The sequence below is a fragment of the Bradyrhizobium sp. USDA 3240 genome (genome assembly GCF_054063295.1).
Genome location: NZ_JBSSGD010000002.1, coordinates 2,442,816 through 2,460,573, shown reverse-complemented (window position 1 = coordinate 2,460,573; position 17,758 = coordinate 2,442,816). Strand labels below are relative to the sequence as shown.

Sequence of the window (17,758 nt, the reverse complement as noted above, 5' to 3'; positions counted from 1 at the left end):
AGCGCGATGACCGCCGCACGCATCATCCTGCTCGCCTTGCTGCTGGGCTTCGTGTGCCCGGCGTGGGCCGAGGTCGCGGTGCCTCAGCTCACCGGCCGCGTCGTCGATCAGACCGGGTCGCTGTCGGCGAGTGACGTGGCATCGCTGAACGACAGACTGAAGGATCTGGAGACCCGCAAGGGCAGCCAGATCGCGGTCCTGATCGTGCCGACCACCGGCGAAGAGACGATCGAGCAGTTCTCGATTCGCGTTGCCGAGGCCTGGAAGATCGGGCGCAAGAAGATCGACGACGGCGCGCTATTCGTCGTCGCCAAGAACGACCGGCATTTGCGCATCGAGGTCGGTTACGGCCTCGAAGGCGTGCTGAGCGACGTCGTCACCCACCGCATCATCGACGAGGACGTCACGCCGAAATTCAAGGCCGGCGATTTCGCCGGCGGCATCTCGGCCGGCGTCGACCGCATGATCCGCCTGATCAATGGCGAGCAGCTGCCGGCGCCGGAGCCCGAACATTGGCAGGGGCCGAACCTAGTCGACTTTGCCAATCCGGTCGTGATCTTCGTCGTCATCATCGTGGCCAGCGTGTTGCGCGCGATATTGGGGCGGCTGCTGGGCTCGGCGGCGACCGGCGGCATCGTCGGTGTCTTCACCTGGATGGTCGCCGGCTCGCTCGCGACCGCCATGGTGATCGGGCTATTCGCTGCCGTTGCAGCGCTGATTTTCGGCGGATTGAATTTCGGCGGTCCGGCGGCCGGCTCGGGACCGTACCGGCGTGGCGGCGGTTATTCCGGCGGCTGGTCGGGCGGCGGTGGTGGTGGCTGGAGCAGCGGCTCGAGCTCGAGCGACAGCGGCGGCTTCAGCGGCGGGGGCGGTAGCTTCGGCGGCGGCGGCGCTTCGGGGAGCTGGTAGGCATATGAGCATCAAGCGCATCGGCAAGCATCTGCTCGAACACCGCTGGCGCGTGCGGCGCGAGTTTCCGCCGCGCGTGCTCGATGCAATCGAGCAGGCGATCAAGGCCGGCGAGGCCACGCATTCGGGCCAGATCCGCTTCGTCGTTGAGGGTGCGCTGGACGGCGTGCCGCTGTTCCGCAATCAGCCGGCGCGGGAGCGGGCGCTCGACGTATTCGCGCATCTGCGGATCTGGGACACCCATCATAACAACGGCGTTCTGGTTTATCTCTTGCTTGCCGACCGCGACGTCGAGATCGTCGCCGATCGTGGCATCGACGCGAAGGTCGGCCACGCCGGCTGGGAAGCGATTTGCCGCGCAATGGAAACGGACTTTCGGGCCGGCCGGTTCGAGCAGGGCGTGATCAAAGGGATCGAGGCGGTGTCGCGCGAGCTGGCGCGATATTTCCCGCATGTCGCCGGCGGTCCGAACGAGCTGCCGGACAAGCCGGTGGTGATTTAAGCGATCAACGATTGGGTCCGGTGGTCTTCATCCTCCCCTGGAGGGGGAGGATCGACGCGAATGCAATGAGCGGCGAGGTGGGGTGAAGGTCTCTCCGCGTGAACGCTGCCCGAGTGGAGAGATCACCCCACCTCGGTTCGCATTGCGCTACGCTTCATGCGAACCGATCCTCCCCCTCCAGGGGAGGATAAGAAGAGCCTTACGCCTTCACCGACGGCCGCGCGCCGACGCGGTTGAACCAGGCCACGATGTTGGCGTTCGACTGGTCCACCGGCTGGCCGACCTGGTTGCCGAAATCGAGCCAGCAATACAGCAGCATGTCGGCGAGCGTGAAGCGCTTGCCGCAGATGTAGTCGCGGCCGTCGGCCATCTGGCTATCAAGCCATTTGATGCGGTTGGCGGCGATCATCTTAAGCCCGGGCGAGGCCTCGGGCGCGACCGGAATGCGCTTCTCGAAGAATTTCAGCGCCTCGCCGAAGCGATAGCCGTTGGCGAGCGGCTCGGCGATGTTGAGATCGACGCGGCGCGTCCACATCCGGCATTCGGCGCGCTCTTCCGGCGTGCTGCCGATCATGGCGGGCGAAGGGTGCTTCTCCTCGAGATATTCGCAGATCGCCGTGATCTCCGAGAGGTAGTTGCCGCAGTCGAGCTCGAGCGCCGGCATCTGGCCGTGCGGATTGCGCTTCAGATGCGCTTCCTCGCGGTTCTCGCCCTTGCGCAGGTCGACGGCCTCCTTGGGTACCTCGATGCCCTTCTCCGCCATGAACATGCGCACGATGCGCGGATTGGGTCCGATCGAGTCGTAAAGCTTCATGGTCCTCGCTCCCTGTTCTTCAGCGTTGTTGTTGCCGTTGTTGAACAGGCCACGCGCGGATTTGTCAAATGCAGCGGCGTATGTGCGGTCGCGCACGTGGAGATCATTGCGCCGGTTGAGTTGCGATCCCCGGCACGGACGGCCGCCCGCGATAGACCGCCAGACCCACGAGACCCACTGCCGCGGCGAACAGGATGTAGTAGACGGGAGCAGCCTTGTCGCCCGTCGCCTGGACCAGCCAAGTGTTGATGAACGGCGCCAGTCCGCCGAACAGCATCACGGCGAGATTGTACATCAGCGATGCTCCGGTCGAGCGCACGCCGACGGGAAATATCTCGGTCATGAAGGCCGGCATCGGCCCGGCCAGGGCGCCGAGCAGGACTGCGACGATCTGCAACTGCCAGAGGTTCGCGGTGGTCGGGGCGGCGACGAGCCGCTGCAGGATCACATAGAACAGCAGGCTGTAGACGATCAGCGCCGGAACGAGCACTGCGCGGCGACCGATCCGGTCGGAGAGCGCGCCGCTGGCCACCGCCACCGCCGCATTGATGAGGCTGACGACGAGCAGGCCGAGCTGTGCATTCAGGATCGGCAGCTTCAGCTCGGCGACCGCATAGGTCGGCAGAAAGATCGCGTTGACATAATTGATCGCCGTACCGGCCGCGATCAGGCAGAACGAGGCAATCAACTCGCGTGGATGTTCGGAGAACAATTGGCCGAGCGTGGTCTGCTTGCTCGGCTGCGCCGTCGCAGCCTTCTCGGCAAGATACGCCTTGAATTCGGGTGACTCGTCGCACCGTTGGCGCAGATACCATCCCGTCGGCCCGATCAAAATGCCGAGGATGAACGGCACACGCCAGCCCCAGCTCGCGAAGGCGTCGGGCGTCAGGCCGAGATTGAGACCGATCACCATCGCGGCACCAAGGCCGAATGCCAGCGACTGCGACACCATCTGGAACGAGCCGTAGAAGCCACGCCGGCCGGGCGGCGCAAATTCGATCAGCATCGCGCTGGCGCTGCCGAACTCGCCGCCCGCGGAAAAGCCCTGGATCAGCCGGGCGAGCAGCAGCAGCAGCGGCGCCGCGATTCCGATCGCGCCGTAGGTCGGCAGTAAGCCGAGCAGGCCAGTGCCGACAGCCATCAGCGATATCATCACGACCAGCGCCTTCTTGCGGCCGTGCTTGTCGGCATAGAGCCCGAACACCAGGCCACCCAACGGCCGGGCCGCAAAGGCGATCCCGAATGTCGCGAAGGTCAGCAGCAGCGAGGAATGCGGATTGTCCGCCGGAAAGAACAGCTTGCTCAGGATGCCGGCGAACAGGCCAAAAACGGTGAAGTCGAACCATTCGAGCGCGTTGCCGATCGTGGAGGAGATCACCACCCGGCGGCGCATCTGCGCCATCGTGTCAGCCTGCATTGGTTTCGTCTCCCCGCTGTCGGCAACGGCTTGCATCGCCGAGCCCATGATTTTTTGTCGTTGAGCCGATCCTAATGCAAAGTGATGGCGGGCTACAACGGGCGGCTTGCCGGGGCCGGGCGTCAATCGTCGAGCTTGTTGAGATCGCGCACCGACTGCATGATCGGCTCGAAATTCGACCGCGCATCGAGCGCGTCGAACAGTTGCGCGGTGTCTTCCAGCAGGGCATGCGAGCGCTGGAGCGCGATCCGCACGTCGTCCTGCGGCGTGTCGGACAGCCGGCCATGACCCGACAGCAGGATCTTCGAATTGAGGCCCTTCAGCCGCTCCAGCGACTGGATGTAGTCGGCAATCGAGCCGGAGCCGAACACGCCGCCCATCACGCCGCCGGGCATCAGCGTGTCGGCGGCGAACAACAGCCCCTTGTCCTGATCGAACAGCGAGATGCAGGCCGAGGTATGGCCCGGCGTGTACATCACGTTGAGACGGAAATTGCCGAGGTCGATCAGATTGCCTTCCTCGAGCCAGATGTCGATGTCGATCGGCACGTTCGGCTCGTTGAACATCTTGCGCAGCATCGAGAAGTCGTCGCGCAGCATGATCTTGTTGGCGGCGAGCCGGTGCGCGGCGATGTAGGCTGAGCCATGGAAATGATAGGCTGCGCCGATATGATCGAGATGCTCGTGGCTCAGCACCACCATGTCGATCATCCCGGGCGTTATGCCGAGATGGTCGAGACAGGCGACCAGCGACGGATAGTTGGTCGACAGTCCGACGTCGATCATGATGGTCCGCCTGCTGCCGCGCACGAGATAGGCGTTCGCCGCGCGGTTCTTGAAGCGGATCTGGTAGACGTCGTCGGCCGCCTGGATCAGCGTGGCGACGTCGGCCTCGAACAGCGTCTTGAACGGGCTCGGCTTGCGCTCGCTCATGGGGTGGCCGCCGCTCGGTAGGTGACGGCGTTGGACGCGCGCAGGCGTTTCGAGAGCGCATCCATCACCATCAGCGCGAAAGCCGGCTGCTGGCTGACCAGATAGACGAAGCGGGCGTGGTTGATCCGCATCACCCGCGTCGCGGGCGCGGAGGCAATCGCGGTTGCGGAGCGCGCCGAGCCGTCGATCACGGCCATCTCGCCGAAGAACTCGCCCTTGCCGAGGCTGACGATGACCGTCTTGTTTCCGCCATCGATCTTGGCGATGTCGACGGTGCCGTCGAGCACGACAAACAGCTCGCGGCCGGTCGATCCTTCCTCAAAAATGACGTCATCGACATCAAATTCGTTGATGCACTTCTCGATCGTCATGGCGCTCTCCTGCCTTCTGGCTGGAAGACGGCGGTATGTTAGTCGGGAAAACGCCGCGCGCAAACGGAGCTGACGCAGATTGCCGCATGGCAACATCGCCCAAATCCGGCCCGGAAAACTCCCTAAAATTTAGGTAATGGCGGAGCGGGGTAACCATTTCGCAAGCAATAAAAGTTACCGAATTGTCAACCCAGTCTGGAGACTTTGAACGTGAGTGAGCAGCAGAGCGAGCCGGTCAGCGGTCAAGCCGGCGCCGAGACGGCGGCGAAGAGCGAGCCCGTGATGGCGGCGGCCGGTGTCGAGGCTCCCAGGCTTGCGCCCGAGCAGGAAGAGACCTCGCCAAAGGCCGACGCGCCCAGGATGGACGCGCCGAAGGTTGAATCCCCGAAGGCTGAGCCGTCCAAGCTCGATCCCATGATCGAGGCCAAGATCGACGCGAAGATCGACCCGACCAACATGGACGTGCCCAAGGTCGAGACCGGCAAGCGGGAAGAGCCGCGTTTCCCCGGCAAGCTGATGATCATGGCGCCCGGTGACCGGACCTGGGACCACGAGGCATCCGCCTCCAAGCCGGGCGCCGAGCAGGGCGCCAAGACAGCAGGCAAACCGGCCGGCACCCGCCGGTTCGGGGCCATGGCCGCCGTAATTGCGCTGGCGACCGTGGCAGGGGCCATCGGCGGCGCGCTCGCGACCGCCGGGCTCGGCCATCTCGCCGCCCCCGCCGCTGCCTCCGTCAGGGATGTGGCTGCCAACGACGCTGCCAAGGACGCCGCCGCCAAGGAAGCGGCCGATGCCGCGCTCGCCCGGATCGAATCCGAGATCACGGCGCTGAAGGCCAGCGTGGAGCAAACCGCCAAGGCCGGCCAGGCCCAGTTCAGCAAGGCCAGCGACCGGATCGAGAAGGTCGAGAAGGCCCAGGCCGAGCCGATCGCCAGGCTCAACAAGCTCAGCGAGACCGTCGATAAGCTCCGCGCCCCGCAGACGACCGTCGCCGCCGCGACGCCGGTCCGCGAGGTGACCGGCTCGATCCCGCCGGCGACTGCCGCGGCAGCACCGGCCGCCCCCAGGCCGGAGGTCGGCCGTATGCCGGTGGTCGACGGCTGGTCGCTGCGCGACGTCGGCAATGGCGGCGCACTGATCGAAGGCCGCGGCGGCATCTACGAGGTTTACGCCGGCGATCCCGTCCCCGGCCTCGGCCGCGTCGACGCGATCCGCAAGCAGGACGGCCGTTGGGTGGTGGTCACCAGCAAAGGCTTGATCGTCTCCCGCTGATCTGCGGAACGCGACGATACCAAGGCGCTTCACCGCGATGCGAAGCGCCTTTTTTCTTGAATAGGGTTTGCCGTGCGGTGTTAGTGGGGCATGAGCCGCGTGCTGAAATGCCTCCTGGTGATGTCCGTTCTGCTCGGTGGCGCCGTGCCCGTACGCGCCGCGGATGATCGCGCGCTCGAGCGCGGCGCGGCGGTGATCGATCCCGCGATCCTGCGCGAGCTCGATCATGACCGCTTTGGCCTCGGCCGGATGCTCGCGCCGGAACGTTCCGCCGCCACGCCGCTGTCGAACCGCGATCTGTTCGGGTTGCCTGCGATGGTGCCGGTGCGCGAGGCGCTCGATCGCGAGTTCAATGGCTATGTCGGAAAGCACAAGGCAGGCCTGCCGAACGAGAGCATCGGCGTCGGCGACGGCTTTGCGTTCCAGCTGTTCGATCGCGCGCTGTTTGAATCCGCTGACGTTCGCTTCGTGCTGTCAGGCATCGTCAACCGCATGGATCGCGCCTATGTGGCGCCGAAAGATTGCGGCGAGATCCGGCTGATCTATCGGTTGACCCGCACCGACGTGCCGCTGATCGGCGAGAACGCGGTGTCGCAGCGGCTGCCGATGACGCTGAACCTGGTGCTGAAGGCGAAGGGTGACGGCAACGACGTGTCGCTGACCTGCCGCGACCTCGCGCGGCGCTGGCTCGCGACCGCAAGCGCACCGCCGGCGATGGACAGGCTGTTCGGCAAGGACGGCCCGCTCGACCTGATCGATGCCCGGAATATCGACCGCATCGAGACCAATCTGCAGATCGCTCACGCGCCGAAATCCGCGGTGCGCGACTTCCGCACCGACTATCTCCTGAAGGTGTTCGACTATGATGGCACGACAAAACGCTTTGCCGAGGCGCCGCTGGAGAACCAGATCGATCGCGATCGCATTCTGGCCGACGAGGCGCTGAAGCGTGACTTCAAGGCGTGGCTGCTCGATCCCAGGCATTTTGCCGAGCTTGATCGCGGCACCGTGTTGATTCCCGACAAATTCCTCGCGCGCGGCGCGGTCGCGCCGACGCCGACCGGTTTCGACGTCGGCGACCTGGAGCCGGAGTTCGGGATGGTGCAGGGCGAGGGCTCGGCCGGCACGGCGGTGTTCTCGGAGAGTGATGTTGTCGGCGCATTGCAGAAGGCCGCGGCGGACGGGACGAATCTGCAAAACATCAAGTCGCTGGCCGGCTTCGAGCGGCGCCTCAACGACGTCACCTGCGCCGGCTGCCACCAGACCCGCGGCATTGGCGGCTTCCATTTCCCCGGCGTCGACTGGATGGCGGCAAAGCCGTCGAACTCCACCGTGGTGCCGGCCTCGCCGCATTTCTTCGGCGATCAGCCACGCCGCCGCGACATTCTCAAGAGCTTCCGCGACGGCAAGGCGCCGGACTTCTCGCGCGGCTTCTCCAACCGGCCGCAACTGCGCGCCAGCGCCGAGCTTGCCGGCACCGAGTACAGCAACGGCTGGGGCGCGCACTGCTACCTGCCGGGCGAAAGGCCGGCCGAGACCGACCGAAGCTTTCGCGGCTGGACCTGCGCCGAAGGCCTCGCCTGCCAGGTCGCGGGGAAGACCTCACGGATGGGGATGTGCTTCGTGAAGGGGCGGTGATTCCAGCTGGAACCGAAGCGGTTGCGCGTCATTATTTGATGCTACATTGCGGTTCGCGACCACGACCCGAACAGCCCAGCCCTTGAGCGGAGACCGGCCGATGAGTGCTCCCGAGCAGGACAAGCAGCGCAACCGCGAGATCGCGGCCAACGAGGCCGAGCGTCAGGCGGTGAGCGCCGTCCGCGTCAGCAGCTGGGCGATCGGGCTCGCGGTCATCATCGGCATCGTCGTTGTGGCCGTTGTCTGGTCCTGGCTGAAGCGCTGATCCGCCATAGCGTTTTCAAGCGAAGTGGGCACCGGTTCGCGTGAAGAAAACGCGTCAAGACTTAAGCATAGTGCTTCAGGCGCGGACCGGGCAGCAGGTCATAGGCCGACTTCCAGCCGGGCAGGGCGGCGATACGGCCGAGCCAGGCGCTGATGTTGGGATGGCTGGTCGCGAAATCGTAGCCGGTCTCGTCGCTGGGATAGTGCAGATAGGCCATCATCGAGAAATCCGACACCGTCGGCCTCGCGCCGATCATGAAGGCGTTGTTGCCGACATGCTGGTCGAGGATGCCGAGAAAATCGTCGAGCCGCGCGCGAAAATGCATCAGCACCTTCGGATCGGCTGACGCCGTGAAGGTGCGCATGAAGCGATAGGTCGCCATGTAGCCGGAGAGCTTCTGGTTGTCCCAGAACAGCCAGCGCAGCAGCTCGAACTTCTCCGCCGGCGTTTCGCCGCCGAATTTTCCGTATTGCTCGGCAAGCTGCAGCAGGATCGGCGCGGTCTGGGTGCGGCGCTCACCGTCGACCTCGAGCACCGGAATCTCGCCCATCTCGTTGACGGTGGCGCGCCATTGCGCGGTCCGGGTCACGCCGCCGCCAAAATCGGTCCACACCGGCTCGAACGTCTCGCCGCACAGCGTGAGCATCAGCGCGAGCTTGTAGCTGTTGCCGGATTCCGGGAAGTAATGCAGGCGGTAACGGGGCATCGTCGAGGTCCTCAGACGCTTGTCGATTTACTCGACGATACGTATAATCCGCAAAACAGAACATTTGTTCGGTCGATTTTGCATGGCAGGACTGAGCGGCAATCGATGAAGCGCAGCGAACCGGAGAGCGGAGGCCGAGAGCGTCCGGTGATGGAAGCGACGCTTCGGATCATCGGGCGCAAGGGCCTCGACGGCGTGACCCACCGGGCGGTGGCGGCGGAGGCGGGCCTGTCGCTCGGCGCGATCACCCATCACTTCAAGACGCGCGACGCGCTGATCGATGGCGCCCTTCGTTTCGCCCTGGCCCGCGAGACCGGCCGCCTGCAGGCGCTGGCGCTCAGCCTGCAAGGCAAGGCGTTCGATGTCGAGGCGTGGCTGGAATCCCTGGTCGGCTGGTACGATCACGAGCTGAAGACGCGGGCCGAGATCCACATCGCCTGCTACGAAGCCTTCCTGGCCGCAGCGCGCAGCGAGCGCTACCGGACCGTGGTCGAGGCGTGGTTCGACGTCTGGCGGCAAAGCGCCGAGCTCGCCTTGCGCGCGGGCGGCTCAGCAGAGCCGCGCCGGCATGCGGAATTGTTCGTGTCCGCGCTGATCGGAATGCTGCTGCAACAACTCGCAAACCCCCGCCGCGGATTTCGGCGAGAGATGGCAGCGAGCCTGCTTGCGCTGATCAGGAGCCTGATCGGCGCAAGGGCCTAGCAGGCCGTCGCGTCGGGCGGCCTTACGCCACCGCGCCGGAGGCGCGCAGCTTCTGGATCGTGGCCTCGTCGTAGCCGGCCTGGCGCAGGATCTCGTCGGAGTGCTCGCCGACTTCGGGCGGCTTGCGCGGCTGCACCTTCTTGGCGCCATCGATGAAGATCGGGCTGTTGACGGTCAGCATGGTGTCGTTCTCGAAGCGCACCAGCACCTCGTTCTCGATCATCTGCTTGTCGTTCGGGATGTCGTCGAGGATGCCGACGACGCCGAACACCAGGCCGTTGCCGTCGAGGATCTTGCGCCATTCGGCGAGGTCCTTGCCGGCGAACACCTCGTCGAAGATCTTGATCAGCTCGACCGAGCGCGCATGGCGATCCGCCTTGGTGGCGAAGCGCGCATCGGCGACGAGGTCCTCGCGGCCCATGCAGCGCGCCAGGGTCGGCCACTGCCGGTCCTCGTTGAGCAGCGACAGGATCAGCCAGCGGCCGTCCTTGCACTTGTAGTGGTTGGTGACGGCGTTGAGCGCCTCTTCGCGCGGCTTGCGCTTCTTGAACTTGGCGCCGGCGAGCTTGGCCTGCGCCAGCACGCCGTTAGCCCAGACGCCGTTGGCCATCAAATTGGTCGAGACATGCGAGCCCTTGCCGGTCTTCTCGCGCTGGAACAGCGCGGTGACGATCGCGCCGTAGAACGCCATCGCGCAGGGGTGATCGCCCATGCCGGCCACCGAACGGGCCGGCGTGGTGTCCTCGTCGGCGCGCACCAGATCCATCAGGCCGGAGCGGGCCCAATAGGCGTTCGAGTCGAAGCCGGGCTTGTTGGCCTCTTCGCCCTTCTCGCCGTAACCGGTGAACGAGGCATAGATCAGCCGGTCGTTGAGATGGGCGAGGTGATCGTGGGTGATACCGAGCTTCGCCCGCACCTGCGGCGGCATGTTGGTGATGAACACGTCGGCCTCGGCGACGAGCTTGTAGAGCACCTCGCGCGCGTCAGGCTTGGTGAGGTCGAGCGCGAGGCTCTTCTTGTTGCGGGCTTCCAGCATCCACGCGAAATTGTGCTCGCTCGCGGGATAGCCGGGCAAATTGGGCAGATTGCGGTAGGGATCGCCGGCGCCGGGCGGCTCGATCTTGATGACGTCGGCGCCGAAGTCGGACAGCACGGTGGCGGCCGCGGGCGCCGCGATGAAACTCGCGCAATCCAGGACCTTGAGCCCGTCAAAAATGCCTTTTTCCATCGTGCCGTCGCTCCCGTGGCGCTTGTTGGTGTTTTTCCGGTAGCTGGAATAATCGCAAGCGATGATCCCGATCGGACCGCCATTTGACCCATGTCAGGGGCACGATGCAACGGCACTTTCTTACCCTCGCTTCACCCTCCCCTGGAGGGGGAGGGTCGTATCGCATCGCGCGAAGCGAGATGCGATACGGGGTGGGGTGACGGTCTCTCCACGTGAACAGTGCCTGTGTTGAGAGATCACCCCACCCCGTCTCACATTCGCTTCGCTCATTGTGAGCCGAACCTCCCCCTCCAGGGGAGGGTGAAGCGCTTACTCCACGCCCGCCATCAGCGCGGCATTGCCGCCCGCGGCGGCGGTGTTGATCGTTACCGTCTGCTCGGTCGCGAAGCGCGTGAGGTAATGCGGGCCGCCGGCCTTGGGGCCGGTGCCGGAGAGGCCGCTGCCGCCGAACGGCTGCACGCCGACGACCGCGCCGATCATATTGCGGTTGACATAGATGTTGCCGACCTGGAGGCGGTCGATCACGTGCTCGATCGTGTCGTCGATGCGGGAGTGGATGCCGAGCGTCAGCCCAAATCCAGTCGCCTCGATCGCCGCCAGCACGTCGCCGAACCGCTCGGCGCGGTAACGCACGACATGCAGGATCGGGCCGAACACCTCCTCACGCAGCTGGCTTGCCGCCGACAGCTCGAAGATGTGCGGCGCGACGAAATTGCCGGCCGGCGCGTCGCCGGCGAGATGCACGCGTGCTTCCTGCTTCATCCGCGCGATATGCGCGTCGAGCCGCTGCTTGGCCTCGGCATCGATCACGGGGCCGATATGCGTCGACGGTTGCATGGGATCACCGATCTTCAGTTCGCGCGCGGCGCCCGCGATCATCTCGATCATGCGGTCGGCGACGTCGTCCTGCACGAACAGCAGCCGCAGTGCCGAGCAGCGCTGGCCGGCGGAGCGAAACGCCGAGGTCACGACATCATCGGCGACCTGCTCGGGCAGCGCGGTGGCGTCGACGATCATCGCATTGATGCCGCCGGTCTCGGCGATCAGCGGCACGATTGGGCCATCCTTGGCCGCCAGCGTCCGGTTGATCGCGCGCGCCACCTCCGTCGAGCCGGTGAAGACCACGCCGGCGATGCCGGGATGGCTGACCAGCGCGGCACCGGCCGTGCCGTCGCCCTGAACCAGATGCAGCGCCGATTTTGGCACGCCCGCTTGATGCAGCAGCGCAACGGCTTCGGCTGCGATGCGCGGGGTCTGCTCGGCCGGCTTCGCGATCACCGCATTGCCGGCCATCAGCGCCGCCGTCACCTGGCCGAGGAAGATCGCGAGCGGGAAATTCCATGGCGAGATCGCGACGAAGGCGCCGCGGCCGCGTAGCTCGAGCATGTTGCTTTCACCGGTCGGCCCGGGCATCGCCTCGCCTTGCCCGAATAGTTTCCGGCCGAGCGCCGCATAGTAGCGGCAGAAGTCGATCGCCTCCCGCACCTCGGAGAGTGCGTCGTCGAGCGTCTTGCCGCCTTCGCTCTGCAGCAGAGCGAGGAAGTGCGCGCGGCGCTGCTCGAGTAGGTCAGCGGCCTTGTCGAGGATCGCCGCGCGTTGGGCGGCCGGCGTGCCGTTCCAAGCCTTGAAGCCACCGCGGGCAGCGGCGACCGCTGCATTGGCCTGTTCGACCGTCGATGTCGCGACCATGCCGGACGCCGCCTTGGGTTCGACGGCAATCGAAGACGTCAGCGCGTCGAGCGCCTTTCGCTCGCCGAACTCGATGCCGTGCGAATTCTCGCGCTGCGGCCGGTAGAGATCGGCCGGTAGCGGAATTCCGGAGTGAGCCGCGTTGTTGTCGGTGCCTATGATCTCGGCCGGGCGGCGCAACAGGTCCACGATGGAGACGCGATTGTCAGCCGCCAGCGCCACGAACGACGAGTTGGCGCCGTTCTCGAGCAGCCGGCGCACCAGATAGGCGAGCAGGTCGCGGTGGCTGCCGACCGGCGCATAGGTGCGATGGGCGATCTCCGGCCTGTCGTCGCCGAGCTGTGCGTAGAGCGCTTCGCCCATGCCGTGCAGCCGCTGGAATTCGAAGCTCGTGGGATCGTCTGACAGTTCGAGGATGGTCGCGACCGTCAGCGCGTTGTGGGTGGCGAATTGCGGAAACAGCCGCGGCCGCAGCGCCAGCAGCTTTCGCGCGCAAGCGACGTAGTTCAGATCGGTCATCGCCTTGCGGGTGAACACCGGATAGCCGTCGAGCCCGCGCTCCTGCGCGCGCTTGATCTCGGTGTCCCAATAGGCGCCCTTGACCAGGCGCACCATCATCCTGCGGTCGAGCGCGCGCGTGAGCGCATCGATATAATCGATCACGTCAACGGCACGCTTCTGATAGGCCTGGACCGCAAGCCCAAAGCCGCTCCAGCCGGCAAGCGATGGATCGGCGAAGGCCGCGGCGATGACGTCGAGCGACAGCTCCAGCCGGTCGGCTTCCTCGGCATCGACGGTGAAGTTGAGGTCGAACGCCTTGGCGCGGCGCGCGAGATCGATCAGCTGTGGCACCAGCTCGGTCATCACCCGAGCGTGGCTGACCGCCTCGAAGCGCGGATGCAGCGCGGAGAGTTTGACCGAGATGCCGGGCCGGTCGGGCAGGGGTTGATCGCCGGCGGCCTTGCCGATCGCGTCGATCGCGCGGGCGTAGGATTCGAAATAGCGGCGGGCATCGTCGGCGGTGCGGGCGCCCTCGCCAAGCATGTCGAAGGAATAGCGCGAGCCGCGCGCCGTATGTGATTGCGCCCGCGACAGCGCCGCCTCAATGGTCTCGCCGAGCACGAAATGGCTGCCCATCAGCCGCATCGCCTGCCGGGTTGCGGCACGCACCGCCGGCGCGCCGAGCCGCTTGGTCAGCCGACCTATCGTTCCTTGCGGTGTTTCACCGGGCTGGATCACGCGGGCCGACATGCCGAGCGCCCAGGCCGATGCGTTGACCATGAAGGCGCTCGATCTGGTCTCGTGGTTGACGAAGTCGCCCTGGCCGAGCTTGTCCTCGATGAACTGGTCGGCGGTGCGCGCGTCGGGCACCCGGAGCAGCGCCTCCGCCAGCACCATCAGCGCCAGGCCCTCCTTGGTCGACAGCGCGAACTCGCGCAGCATGTCCTCGACCCCGCCGAGCGGATCGTCGTTGGCCCTGATCGCCTCGATCAGGCGTCGCGCGGTGCGGTCGACCCTCACCTCCTGGTCGTCGCCAAGCCCGGCGTCCTGGCGCAGGCGGCCGGCGATTGCGACGTCATCGGGGGCGTAGGGCGCGCTGAACGGGGGCGGGAACAGGGACGGGTCTGGGGACGGGTCTGGCATGGCGGTTCCTCGAGGGTTGCACGGGATCTCCTACGCGCCCGTGGACCGCAGTTCGATAGACAAATTAGCCCATTTGCCTTAGAAAATCCGGATCGTCTCATATATTGCCGTGGATATGACAGAGATAGACAAGATAGACCGCAAAATCCTCTCGATCCTGCAAGGGGATGGCCGGATTGCCAATGTGGAACTGGCCGAGAGGATCGGCCTGTCGCCGACCTCGGTCGGCGAACGGCTGAAGCGGCTGCAGCGCGACGGCTTCGTCGAGGGCTATGGCGCGCGGCTCAACCCGCACCGGCTCGGCCTCGGCCTCCTGGTGTTCGTCGAGGTGCTGCTCGACAAGACCACGCCAGATGTGTTCGAGCGCTTCGCCAAGGCGGTGCAGAACGCTCCGGAAGTACTGGAGTGCCACATGGTCGCCGGCGGCTTCGACTATCTTGTGAAGGCCCGCGTCGCCAACATGACCGCCTATCGCAGGTTTCTCGGCGAGACCCTGCTGGCGCTGCCGGGCGTGCGCGAGACGCGAACCTACGCGGTGATGGAGGAAGTCAAGCGCGACGCGCCGCTGCCGGTCGGCTGATAGGCTCCGATTTGATCCACAGCCATGCGCAGGATGTATTGGCATCGCGGCGCAGCCGCGATAATTCTGCGCACAGTTGGGGGCCGCGACATGGATGTCAATCAGCCGATACGTGGGAAGCGAACCGGGGCTGCCGGCGCGATATGCGCAGCCGTCTTGTCTCTGTCTGCGATCACGTCGTCCCACGCGGCCGAGTTCAGCTCCGGCATCATGCAGCTCTATACGTCGGTTTCGATCTATCCGCCGTCAGCCTCGGCGATGACGGTGTGCTACGGCTTCGTCTGCCGGCGCCGCGAGATGCTCGACTTCGGTGCGGCCGACAGGGCGGCCCTGGCCAGGATCATGGCCACGGGCCGCGCCAACGCCGCCGCCGAACGTGCGGCCGTGCAAAAGGCCGTGATCTGGTTCGATCGCCGGATGGGGCCGATCCTCGGCACCGACAAGCGCGTGGCGAAAGCGGACTTCCGCGCCAATGACGACAAGCACAATTTCGATTGCTGGGACACCACGCGCAACACGACCAGCTTGATGCTGGTGATGCAGTCGTGGAACCTGTTCAAGTTCCACGACGTCGGCGATCCCCACTATCGTGGATTTTCGTTGGGGCAAACGCCGCACAACACCGCCGTTCTGCTCGAACGCGCCACCAAGGTGGAATGGGCCGTCGATCTCTGGCCCCGCGGCTATCTGCAACCGCCTGACGTCATGACCGTCGCCAAATGGGTGACGGAAGACTGAACGGCTGAGCGCTCGTGCCGCGCGCGTCCAAGGCGACCGAAAAAAGTTCAACGCCGTGGCGCGCGGGCGCCGTGCCCGCCCCGCCGAACGTCACGTCGTGTGATGTTGGATCGGCCCTCACTCCCGGATCGTGTCCGAGAGTGCGCCGCTGGATCCGGCGCGGTGCGCTAGACCTTGAGGTTTTCGGCTGATGTCTTGCCGCGATTGGCAATTTCTTCGTATTCAACAGACTGGCCTTCGTTGAGGCTTTGAAGACCGGCCTTCTGAACTGCTGAAATATGCACGAAAATGTCTTTGCCGCCCGATGCGGGCTGGATGAATCCGTAACCCTTGGTCGGGTTGAACCACTTCACTGTACCTTTGGGCATTCCAGTCGTCTCCGCGGAATCAATCGAAAACAGACCAGTCGGTCCCCGCACAAACCGGCTTGTCCGTACCGCACAGGATAGCAGTTTGAAAAAAGCTGGGTAGATCAAACCGCGGTGTGTTTTTGCCCGGAAACAACCTGCTTTGCAGGGTTTTGCTGCCGGATTGCCTGTTTCGTGGTCAATTGATGCGCTGCAAAAAAGATCGGTTCCAGTGAACCGAATTGGATTAAGGGCCCCCGCGCGCGGGCCTTCTGTCAGCGCGCGGGGGGATCGATCGGCCGCGTCTCAATAGGTCGCGGAAAGATACTCGACGATCTTGCCGACGTCGGCCTGGTCGATCGGCGCGCCGTAGACCTTGATCATCTTGGTCACCTCGGCCTGCCAGAAGTCCTTCTTGAACTTCTCGCCTTGCGGCTGGGTCTTGATGTAGTCGGCCGAGTGGCAGGCGGTGCAGTTGTTCTGCACCAATTCGAGGTTGGGACCCGGCTTGAAGGCCGCGGTCTCTTCGGGAAGCGTGTAGTTGACGGGCGCGGCCATCGTAGCTCCGATCGAGAGCACGGCGATCGCGGCGAGGGAGGCAAGCAGCTTGCTGGTCATGATGCTTCTCCTCAGGCCGCGGTGACGCGCACGGTTTCGACGACGTTGCGCAGATAGCCGGCCGGATTCCACAACGGATCCATCGGCTGAGTGTCGCCGGCGTTGTTGGTGGCGCGCACCTTCAGCTCCGAGGCGCCGGCCGCGAGCGCGACCTTCAGCTTCCATTCGCGGAAGGCGTATTTGCCGAGGTCCTTGCCGAGCTTGGCCGGTGTCCAGCTCTTGCCACCGTCGGTCGAGACCACGACCTCCTTGATGCCCTTGCCGCCGTCGAAGGCGAAGCCGCGCAGCGTGGTGCGGCCGGCCTTCAGCTTGGCGCCGTCGGCAACGCTGGTGATGAACGAGCGCACCGTGAATCGATTGATCGGGATCGTCGCCTTTGGTGCGGTGCCGGGCTCGACCGCATTGTTCGGCGTATCCGGAATCCGGTAGGCCGACTTCATCCAGAAGCCCTCGAACACGTTGTCGATCACGGTGATCTCGTTGAGGTGCTTCACCCAATAGGTGCCGTAATAGCCGGGCACCACGAGGCGGAGCGGGAAGCCGTTGAGGAACGGCAGGTCCTCGCCGTTCATGCCCCAGGCCAGCATCACCTCGCCGTCGCGCGCATGCTCGATGTCGAGCGCCTTCACGAAGTCCGGCGTGGTGTCCATCACCGGACCGTCCATGCCATTGAAGGTGACCTGCTTGGCGCCGGCCTGCACGCCGGCCATGTCGAGCACGGTCTTCAGCGGCACACCGTGCCAGCGCGCACAGCCCATCGCGCCGTTGCCGAGCTGGCCGCCGGCGACGCGCGGATTGAAGAAGCCGCGGCTGTTGCCGGAGCATTGGTTGACGGCGACGAGTTCGGTCGCCTTCAGCTTCCGGATCTCCTTCAGCGACAGCTTCAGCGGCTTGTCGACCTTGCCCTTGATCTCCAGCGTGAATTTGTCCGGATCGAGATCGTAGGGGACACCGGCGAGGTGATAGCGGACGAAGAACGCGTTGTTCGGCGTGAGCGGCCCGTCGTTGAAGACCGCAAACGGCGTTTCCAGCTGCGGCGGCCGGGCGGTCAGGCCGATCATCGGGCGCTTCTGCGGGTAGCGCACCAGCGGCCGTTCGCCGTTGCCGAAGGGCATCGTCACGGTGTCGAGGGCGAATGCGCCCCTTGATCCCAGCCCCGTCACCAAAGCGGCCAACCCGGCGCGCTTCATCAAGTCTCGTCGATCGAGCATTCCGCTTCCTCCGAAGCTGTTCTGTTGTGAGCTGGTCATCACCAGGCTCACTCTGCCTTGCGCGCCTTCGCATCATGGAATGCGCGCGGCGACAAATGTCGCATCGGGCAACTTCAAGTCAATTGAGCTTTCGCAGCGTCCACCAGCGTTGCGACGCAACAACGAAAAGCCCCGG

Annotated in this window: 18 protein-coding genes; 8 read left to right on the top strand and 10 right to left on the bottom strand. The window is 65.2% G+C overall.

The genetic code is table 11. From position 1 onward, the window contains the following. Window positions 1–6 precede the first annotated feature (6 nt). Window positions 7–909 carry a TPM domain-containing protein gene (locus ACVIGA_RS12375; RefSeq protein ID WP_456670792.1) on the top strand — a complete coding sequence of 301 codons (903 nt, stop codon included), beginning with the start codon at window positions 7–9 and terminating at the stop codon, window positions 907–909. A 4-nt stretch (window positions 910–913) separates the two neighbouring features. Continuing rightward, window positions 914–1,411, top strand: coding sequence for a TPM domain-containing protein (locus ACVIGA_RS12370; protein ID WP_456666600.1), 498 nt, complete (start codon window positions 914–916; stop codon window positions 1,409–1,411). Between the two features lie 199 nt (window positions 1,412–1,610). Here ACVIGA_RS12370 and ACVIGA_RS12365 read toward each other — a convergent pair whose 3' ends face one another. The 4 genes from ACVIGA_RS12365 to ACVIGA_RS12350 all read right to left on the bottom strand — a co-directional run bounded on the left by ACVIGA_RS12365 (window position 1,611) and on the right by ACVIGA_RS12350 (window position 4,945). After that, window positions 1,611–2,225 (bottom strand): glutathione S-transferase family protein, encoded by a 615-nt coding sequence (locus tag ACVIGA_RS12365; protein WP_456666599.1) that lies wholly within the window; start codon window positions 2,223–2,225, stop codon window positions 1,611–1,613. Between the two features lie 103 nt (window positions 2,226–2,328). Continuing rightward, window positions 2,329–3,642, bottom strand: coding sequence for an MFS transporter (locus ACVIGA_RS12360; protein WP_456666598.1), 1,314 nt, complete (start codon window positions 3,640–3,642; stop codon window positions 2,329–2,331). Between the two features lie 122 nt (window positions 3,643–3,764). Further along, window positions 3,765–4,574: an MBL fold metallo-hydrolase gene (locus ACVIGA_RS12355; RefSeq protein WP_456666597.1), complete on the bottom strand. Its 810-nt coding sequence runs from the start codon at window positions 4,572–4,574 to the stop codon at window positions 3,765–3,767. Continuing rightward, on the bottom strand, window positions 4,571–4,945 hold the full coding sequence (locus ACVIGA_RS12350) for a Crp/Fnr family transcriptional regulator (protein ID WP_375776758.1): 375 nt from the start codon (window positions 4,943–4,945) through the stop codon (window positions 4,571–4,573). Before ACVIGA_RS12350 ends, ACVIGA_RS12355 begins: the two co-directional genes overlap by 4 nt. A gap of 204 nt (window positions 4,946–5,149) precedes the next feature. Here ACVIGA_RS12350 and ACVIGA_RS12345 point away from each other — a divergent pair, with 204 nt between their 5' ends. The 3 genes from ACVIGA_RS12345 (at window position 5,150) to ACVIGA_RS12335 (ending at window position 8,120) form a co-directional block, all read left to right on the top strand. Beyond that, entirely contained in the window at window positions 5,150–6,217 is a 1,068-nt protein-coding gene (locus ACVIGA_RS12345; protein ID WP_456666596.1) for a hypothetical protein, read from the top strand. A 90-nt stretch (window positions 6,218–6,307) separates the two neighbouring features. Continuing rightward, window positions 6,308–7,855, top strand: coding sequence for a hypothetical protein (locus ACVIGA_RS12340; RefSeq protein WP_456666595.1), 1,548 nt, complete (start codon window positions 6,308–6,310; stop codon window positions 7,853–7,855). A gap of 100 nt (window positions 7,856–7,955) precedes the next feature. Then, the gene (locus ACVIGA_RS12335; RefSeq protein ID WP_198964611.1) at window positions 7,956–8,120 is read left to right on the top strand and encodes a hypothetical protein; all 165 of its coding nucleotides are present in this window, start codon (window positions 7,956–7,958) and stop codon (window positions 8,118–8,120) included. A gap of 61 nt (window positions 8,121–8,181) precedes the next feature. Here the strand turns inward: ACVIGA_RS12335 and ACVIGA_RS12330 are convergent, their stop codons facing one another. Further along, on the bottom strand, window positions 8,182–8,826 hold the full coding sequence (locus ACVIGA_RS12330) for a glutathione S-transferase family protein (protein WP_456666594.1): 645 nt from the start codon (window positions 8,824–8,826) through the stop codon (window positions 8,182–8,184). Window positions 8,827–8,976: 150 nt separating this feature from the next. Between ACVIGA_RS12330 and ACVIGA_RS12325 the strand changes: the two genes are divergently transcribed. Next, entirely contained in the window at window positions 8,977–9,528 is a 552-nt protein-coding gene (locus ACVIGA_RS12325; RefSeq protein ID WP_456666593.1) for a TetR/AcrR family transcriptional regulator, read from the top strand. Between the two features lie 22 nt (window positions 9,529–9,550). Here the strand turns inward: ACVIGA_RS12325 and ACVIGA_RS12320 are convergent, their stop codons facing one another. Then, window positions 9,551–10,756, bottom strand: coding sequence for a CaiB/BaiF CoA transferase family protein (locus tag ACVIGA_RS12320; protein ID WP_223977463.1), 1,206 nt, complete (start codon window positions 10,754–10,756; stop codon window positions 9,551–9,553). Window positions 10,757–11,065: 309 nt separating this feature from the next. Next, window positions 11,066–14,089 (bottom strand): bifunctional proline dehydrogenase/L-glutamate gamma-semialdehyde dehydrogenase PutA, encoded by a 3,024-nt coding sequence (putA, locus tag ACVIGA_RS12315; protein ID WP_456666592.1) that lies wholly within the window; start codon window positions 14,087–14,089, stop codon window positions 11,066–11,068. Window positions 14,090–14,204: 115 nt separating this feature from the next. Here putA and ACVIGA_RS12310 point away from each other — a divergent pair, with 115 nt between their 5' ends. Both ACVIGA_RS12310 and ACVIGA_RS12305 read left to right on the top strand, forming a co-directional pair. Next, on the top strand, window positions 14,205–14,669 hold the full coding sequence (locus ACVIGA_RS12310; protein WP_456666591.1) for an Lrp/AsnC ligand binding domain-containing protein: 465 nt from the start codon (window positions 14,205–14,207) through the stop codon (window positions 14,667–14,669). 90 nt (window positions 14,670–14,759) lie between these two features. After that, window positions 14,760–15,407 (top strand): hypothetical protein, encoded by a 648-nt coding sequence (locus ACVIGA_RS12305; RefSeq protein WP_456666590.1) that lies wholly within the window; start codon window positions 14,760–14,762, stop codon window positions 15,405–15,407. Between the two features lie 167 nt (window positions 15,408–15,574). On the opposite strand, the gene ACVIGA_RS12300 is transcribed toward ACVIGA_RS12305, so the two are convergent. From ACVIGA_RS12300 to sorA, 3 genes are all read right to left on the bottom strand, one after another. Further along, complete coding sequence (locus ACVIGA_RS12300) at window positions 15,575–15,775, bottom strand: cold-shock protein (RefSeq protein ID WP_163149424.1); 201 nt, start codon at window positions 15,773–15,775, stop codon at window positions 15,575–15,577. A 285-nt stretch (window positions 15,776–16,060) separates the two neighbouring features. Continuing rightward, window positions 16,061–16,372: a SorB family sulfite dehydrogenase c-type cytochrome subunit gene (gene sorB / locus ACVIGA_RS12295; RefSeq protein ID WP_456666589.1), complete on the bottom strand. Its 312-nt coding sequence runs from the start codon at window positions 16,370–16,372 to the stop codon at window positions 16,061–16,063. 11 nt (window positions 16,373–16,383) lie between these two features. After that, window positions 16,384–17,583 carry a SorA family sulfite dehydrogenase catalytic subunit gene (gene sorA / locus ACVIGA_RS12290; protein WP_456666588.1) on the bottom strand — a complete coding sequence of 400 codons (1,200 nt, stop codon included), beginning with the start codon at window positions 17,581–17,583 and terminating at the stop codon, window positions 16,384–16,386. Window positions 17,584–17,758: the final 175 nt, after the last annotated feature.

Coding starts and splice junctions, on each gene's coding strand:
- ACVIGA_RS12365 (WP_456666599.1), bottom strand. CDS start 2,225: ATGAAGCTTTACGACTCGATCGGACCCAATCCGCGCATCGTGCGCATG.
- sorA (WP_456666588.1), bottom strand. CDS start 17,583: ATGCTCGATCGACGAGACTTGATGAAGCGCGCCGGGTTGGCCGCTTTG.
- ACVIGA_RS12360 (WP_456666598.1), bottom strand. CDS start 3,642: ATGCAGGCTGACACGATGGCGCAGATGCGCCGCCGGGTGGTGATCTCC.
- putA (WP_456666592.1), bottom strand. CDS start 14,089: ATGCCAGACCCGTCCCCAGACCCGTCCCTGTTCCCGCCCCCGTTCAGC.
- ACVIGA_RS12330 (WP_456666594.1), bottom strand. CDS start 8,826: ATGCCCCGTTACCGCCTGCATTACTTCCCGGAATCCGGCAACAGCTAC.
- ACVIGA_RS12300 (WP_163149424.1), bottom strand. CDS start 15,775: ATGCCCAAAGGTACAGTGAAGTGGTTCAACCCGACCAAGGGTTACGGA.
- ACVIGA_RS12310 (WP_456666591.1), top strand. CDS start 14,205: ATGACAGAGATAGACAAGATAGACCGCAAAATCCTCTCGATCCTGCAA.
- sorB (WP_456666589.1), bottom strand. CDS start 16,372: ATGACCAGCAAGCTGCTTGCCTCCCTCGCCGCGATCGCCGTGCTCTCG.
- ACVIGA_RS12305 (WP_456666590.1), top strand. CDS start 14,760: ATGGATGTCAATCAGCCGATACGTGGGAAGCGAACCGGGGCTGCCGGC.
- ACVIGA_RS12350 (WP_375776758.1), bottom strand. CDS start 4,945: ATGACGATCGAGAAGTGCATCAACGAATTTGATGTCGATGACGTCATT.
- ACVIGA_RS12355 (WP_456666597.1), bottom strand. CDS start 4,574: ATGAGCGAGCGCAAGCCGAGCCCGTTCAAGACGCTGTTCGAGGCCGAC.
- ACVIGA_RS12375 (WP_456670792.1), top strand. CDS start 7: ATGACCGCCGCACGCATCATCCTGCTCGCCTTGCTGCTGGGCTTCGTG.
- ACVIGA_RS12370 (WP_456666600.1), top strand. CDS start 914: ATGAGCATCAAGCGCATCGGCAAGCATCTGCTCGAACACCGCTGGCGC.
- ACVIGA_RS12335 (WP_198964611.1), top strand. CDS start 7,956: ATGAGTGCTCCCGAGCAGGACAAGCAGCGCAACCGCGAGATCGCGGCC.
- ACVIGA_RS12325 (WP_456666593.1), top strand. CDS start 8,977: ATGGAAGCGACGCTTCGGATCATCGGGCGCAAGGGCCTCGACGGCGTG.
- ACVIGA_RS12340 (WP_456666595.1), top strand. CDS start 6,308: ATGAGCCGCGTGCTGAAATGCCTCCTGGTGATGTCCGTTCTGCTCGGT.
- ACVIGA_RS12320 (WP_223977463.1), bottom strand. CDS start 10,756: ATGGAAAAAGGCATTTTTGACGGGCTCAAGGTCCTGGATTGCGCGAGT.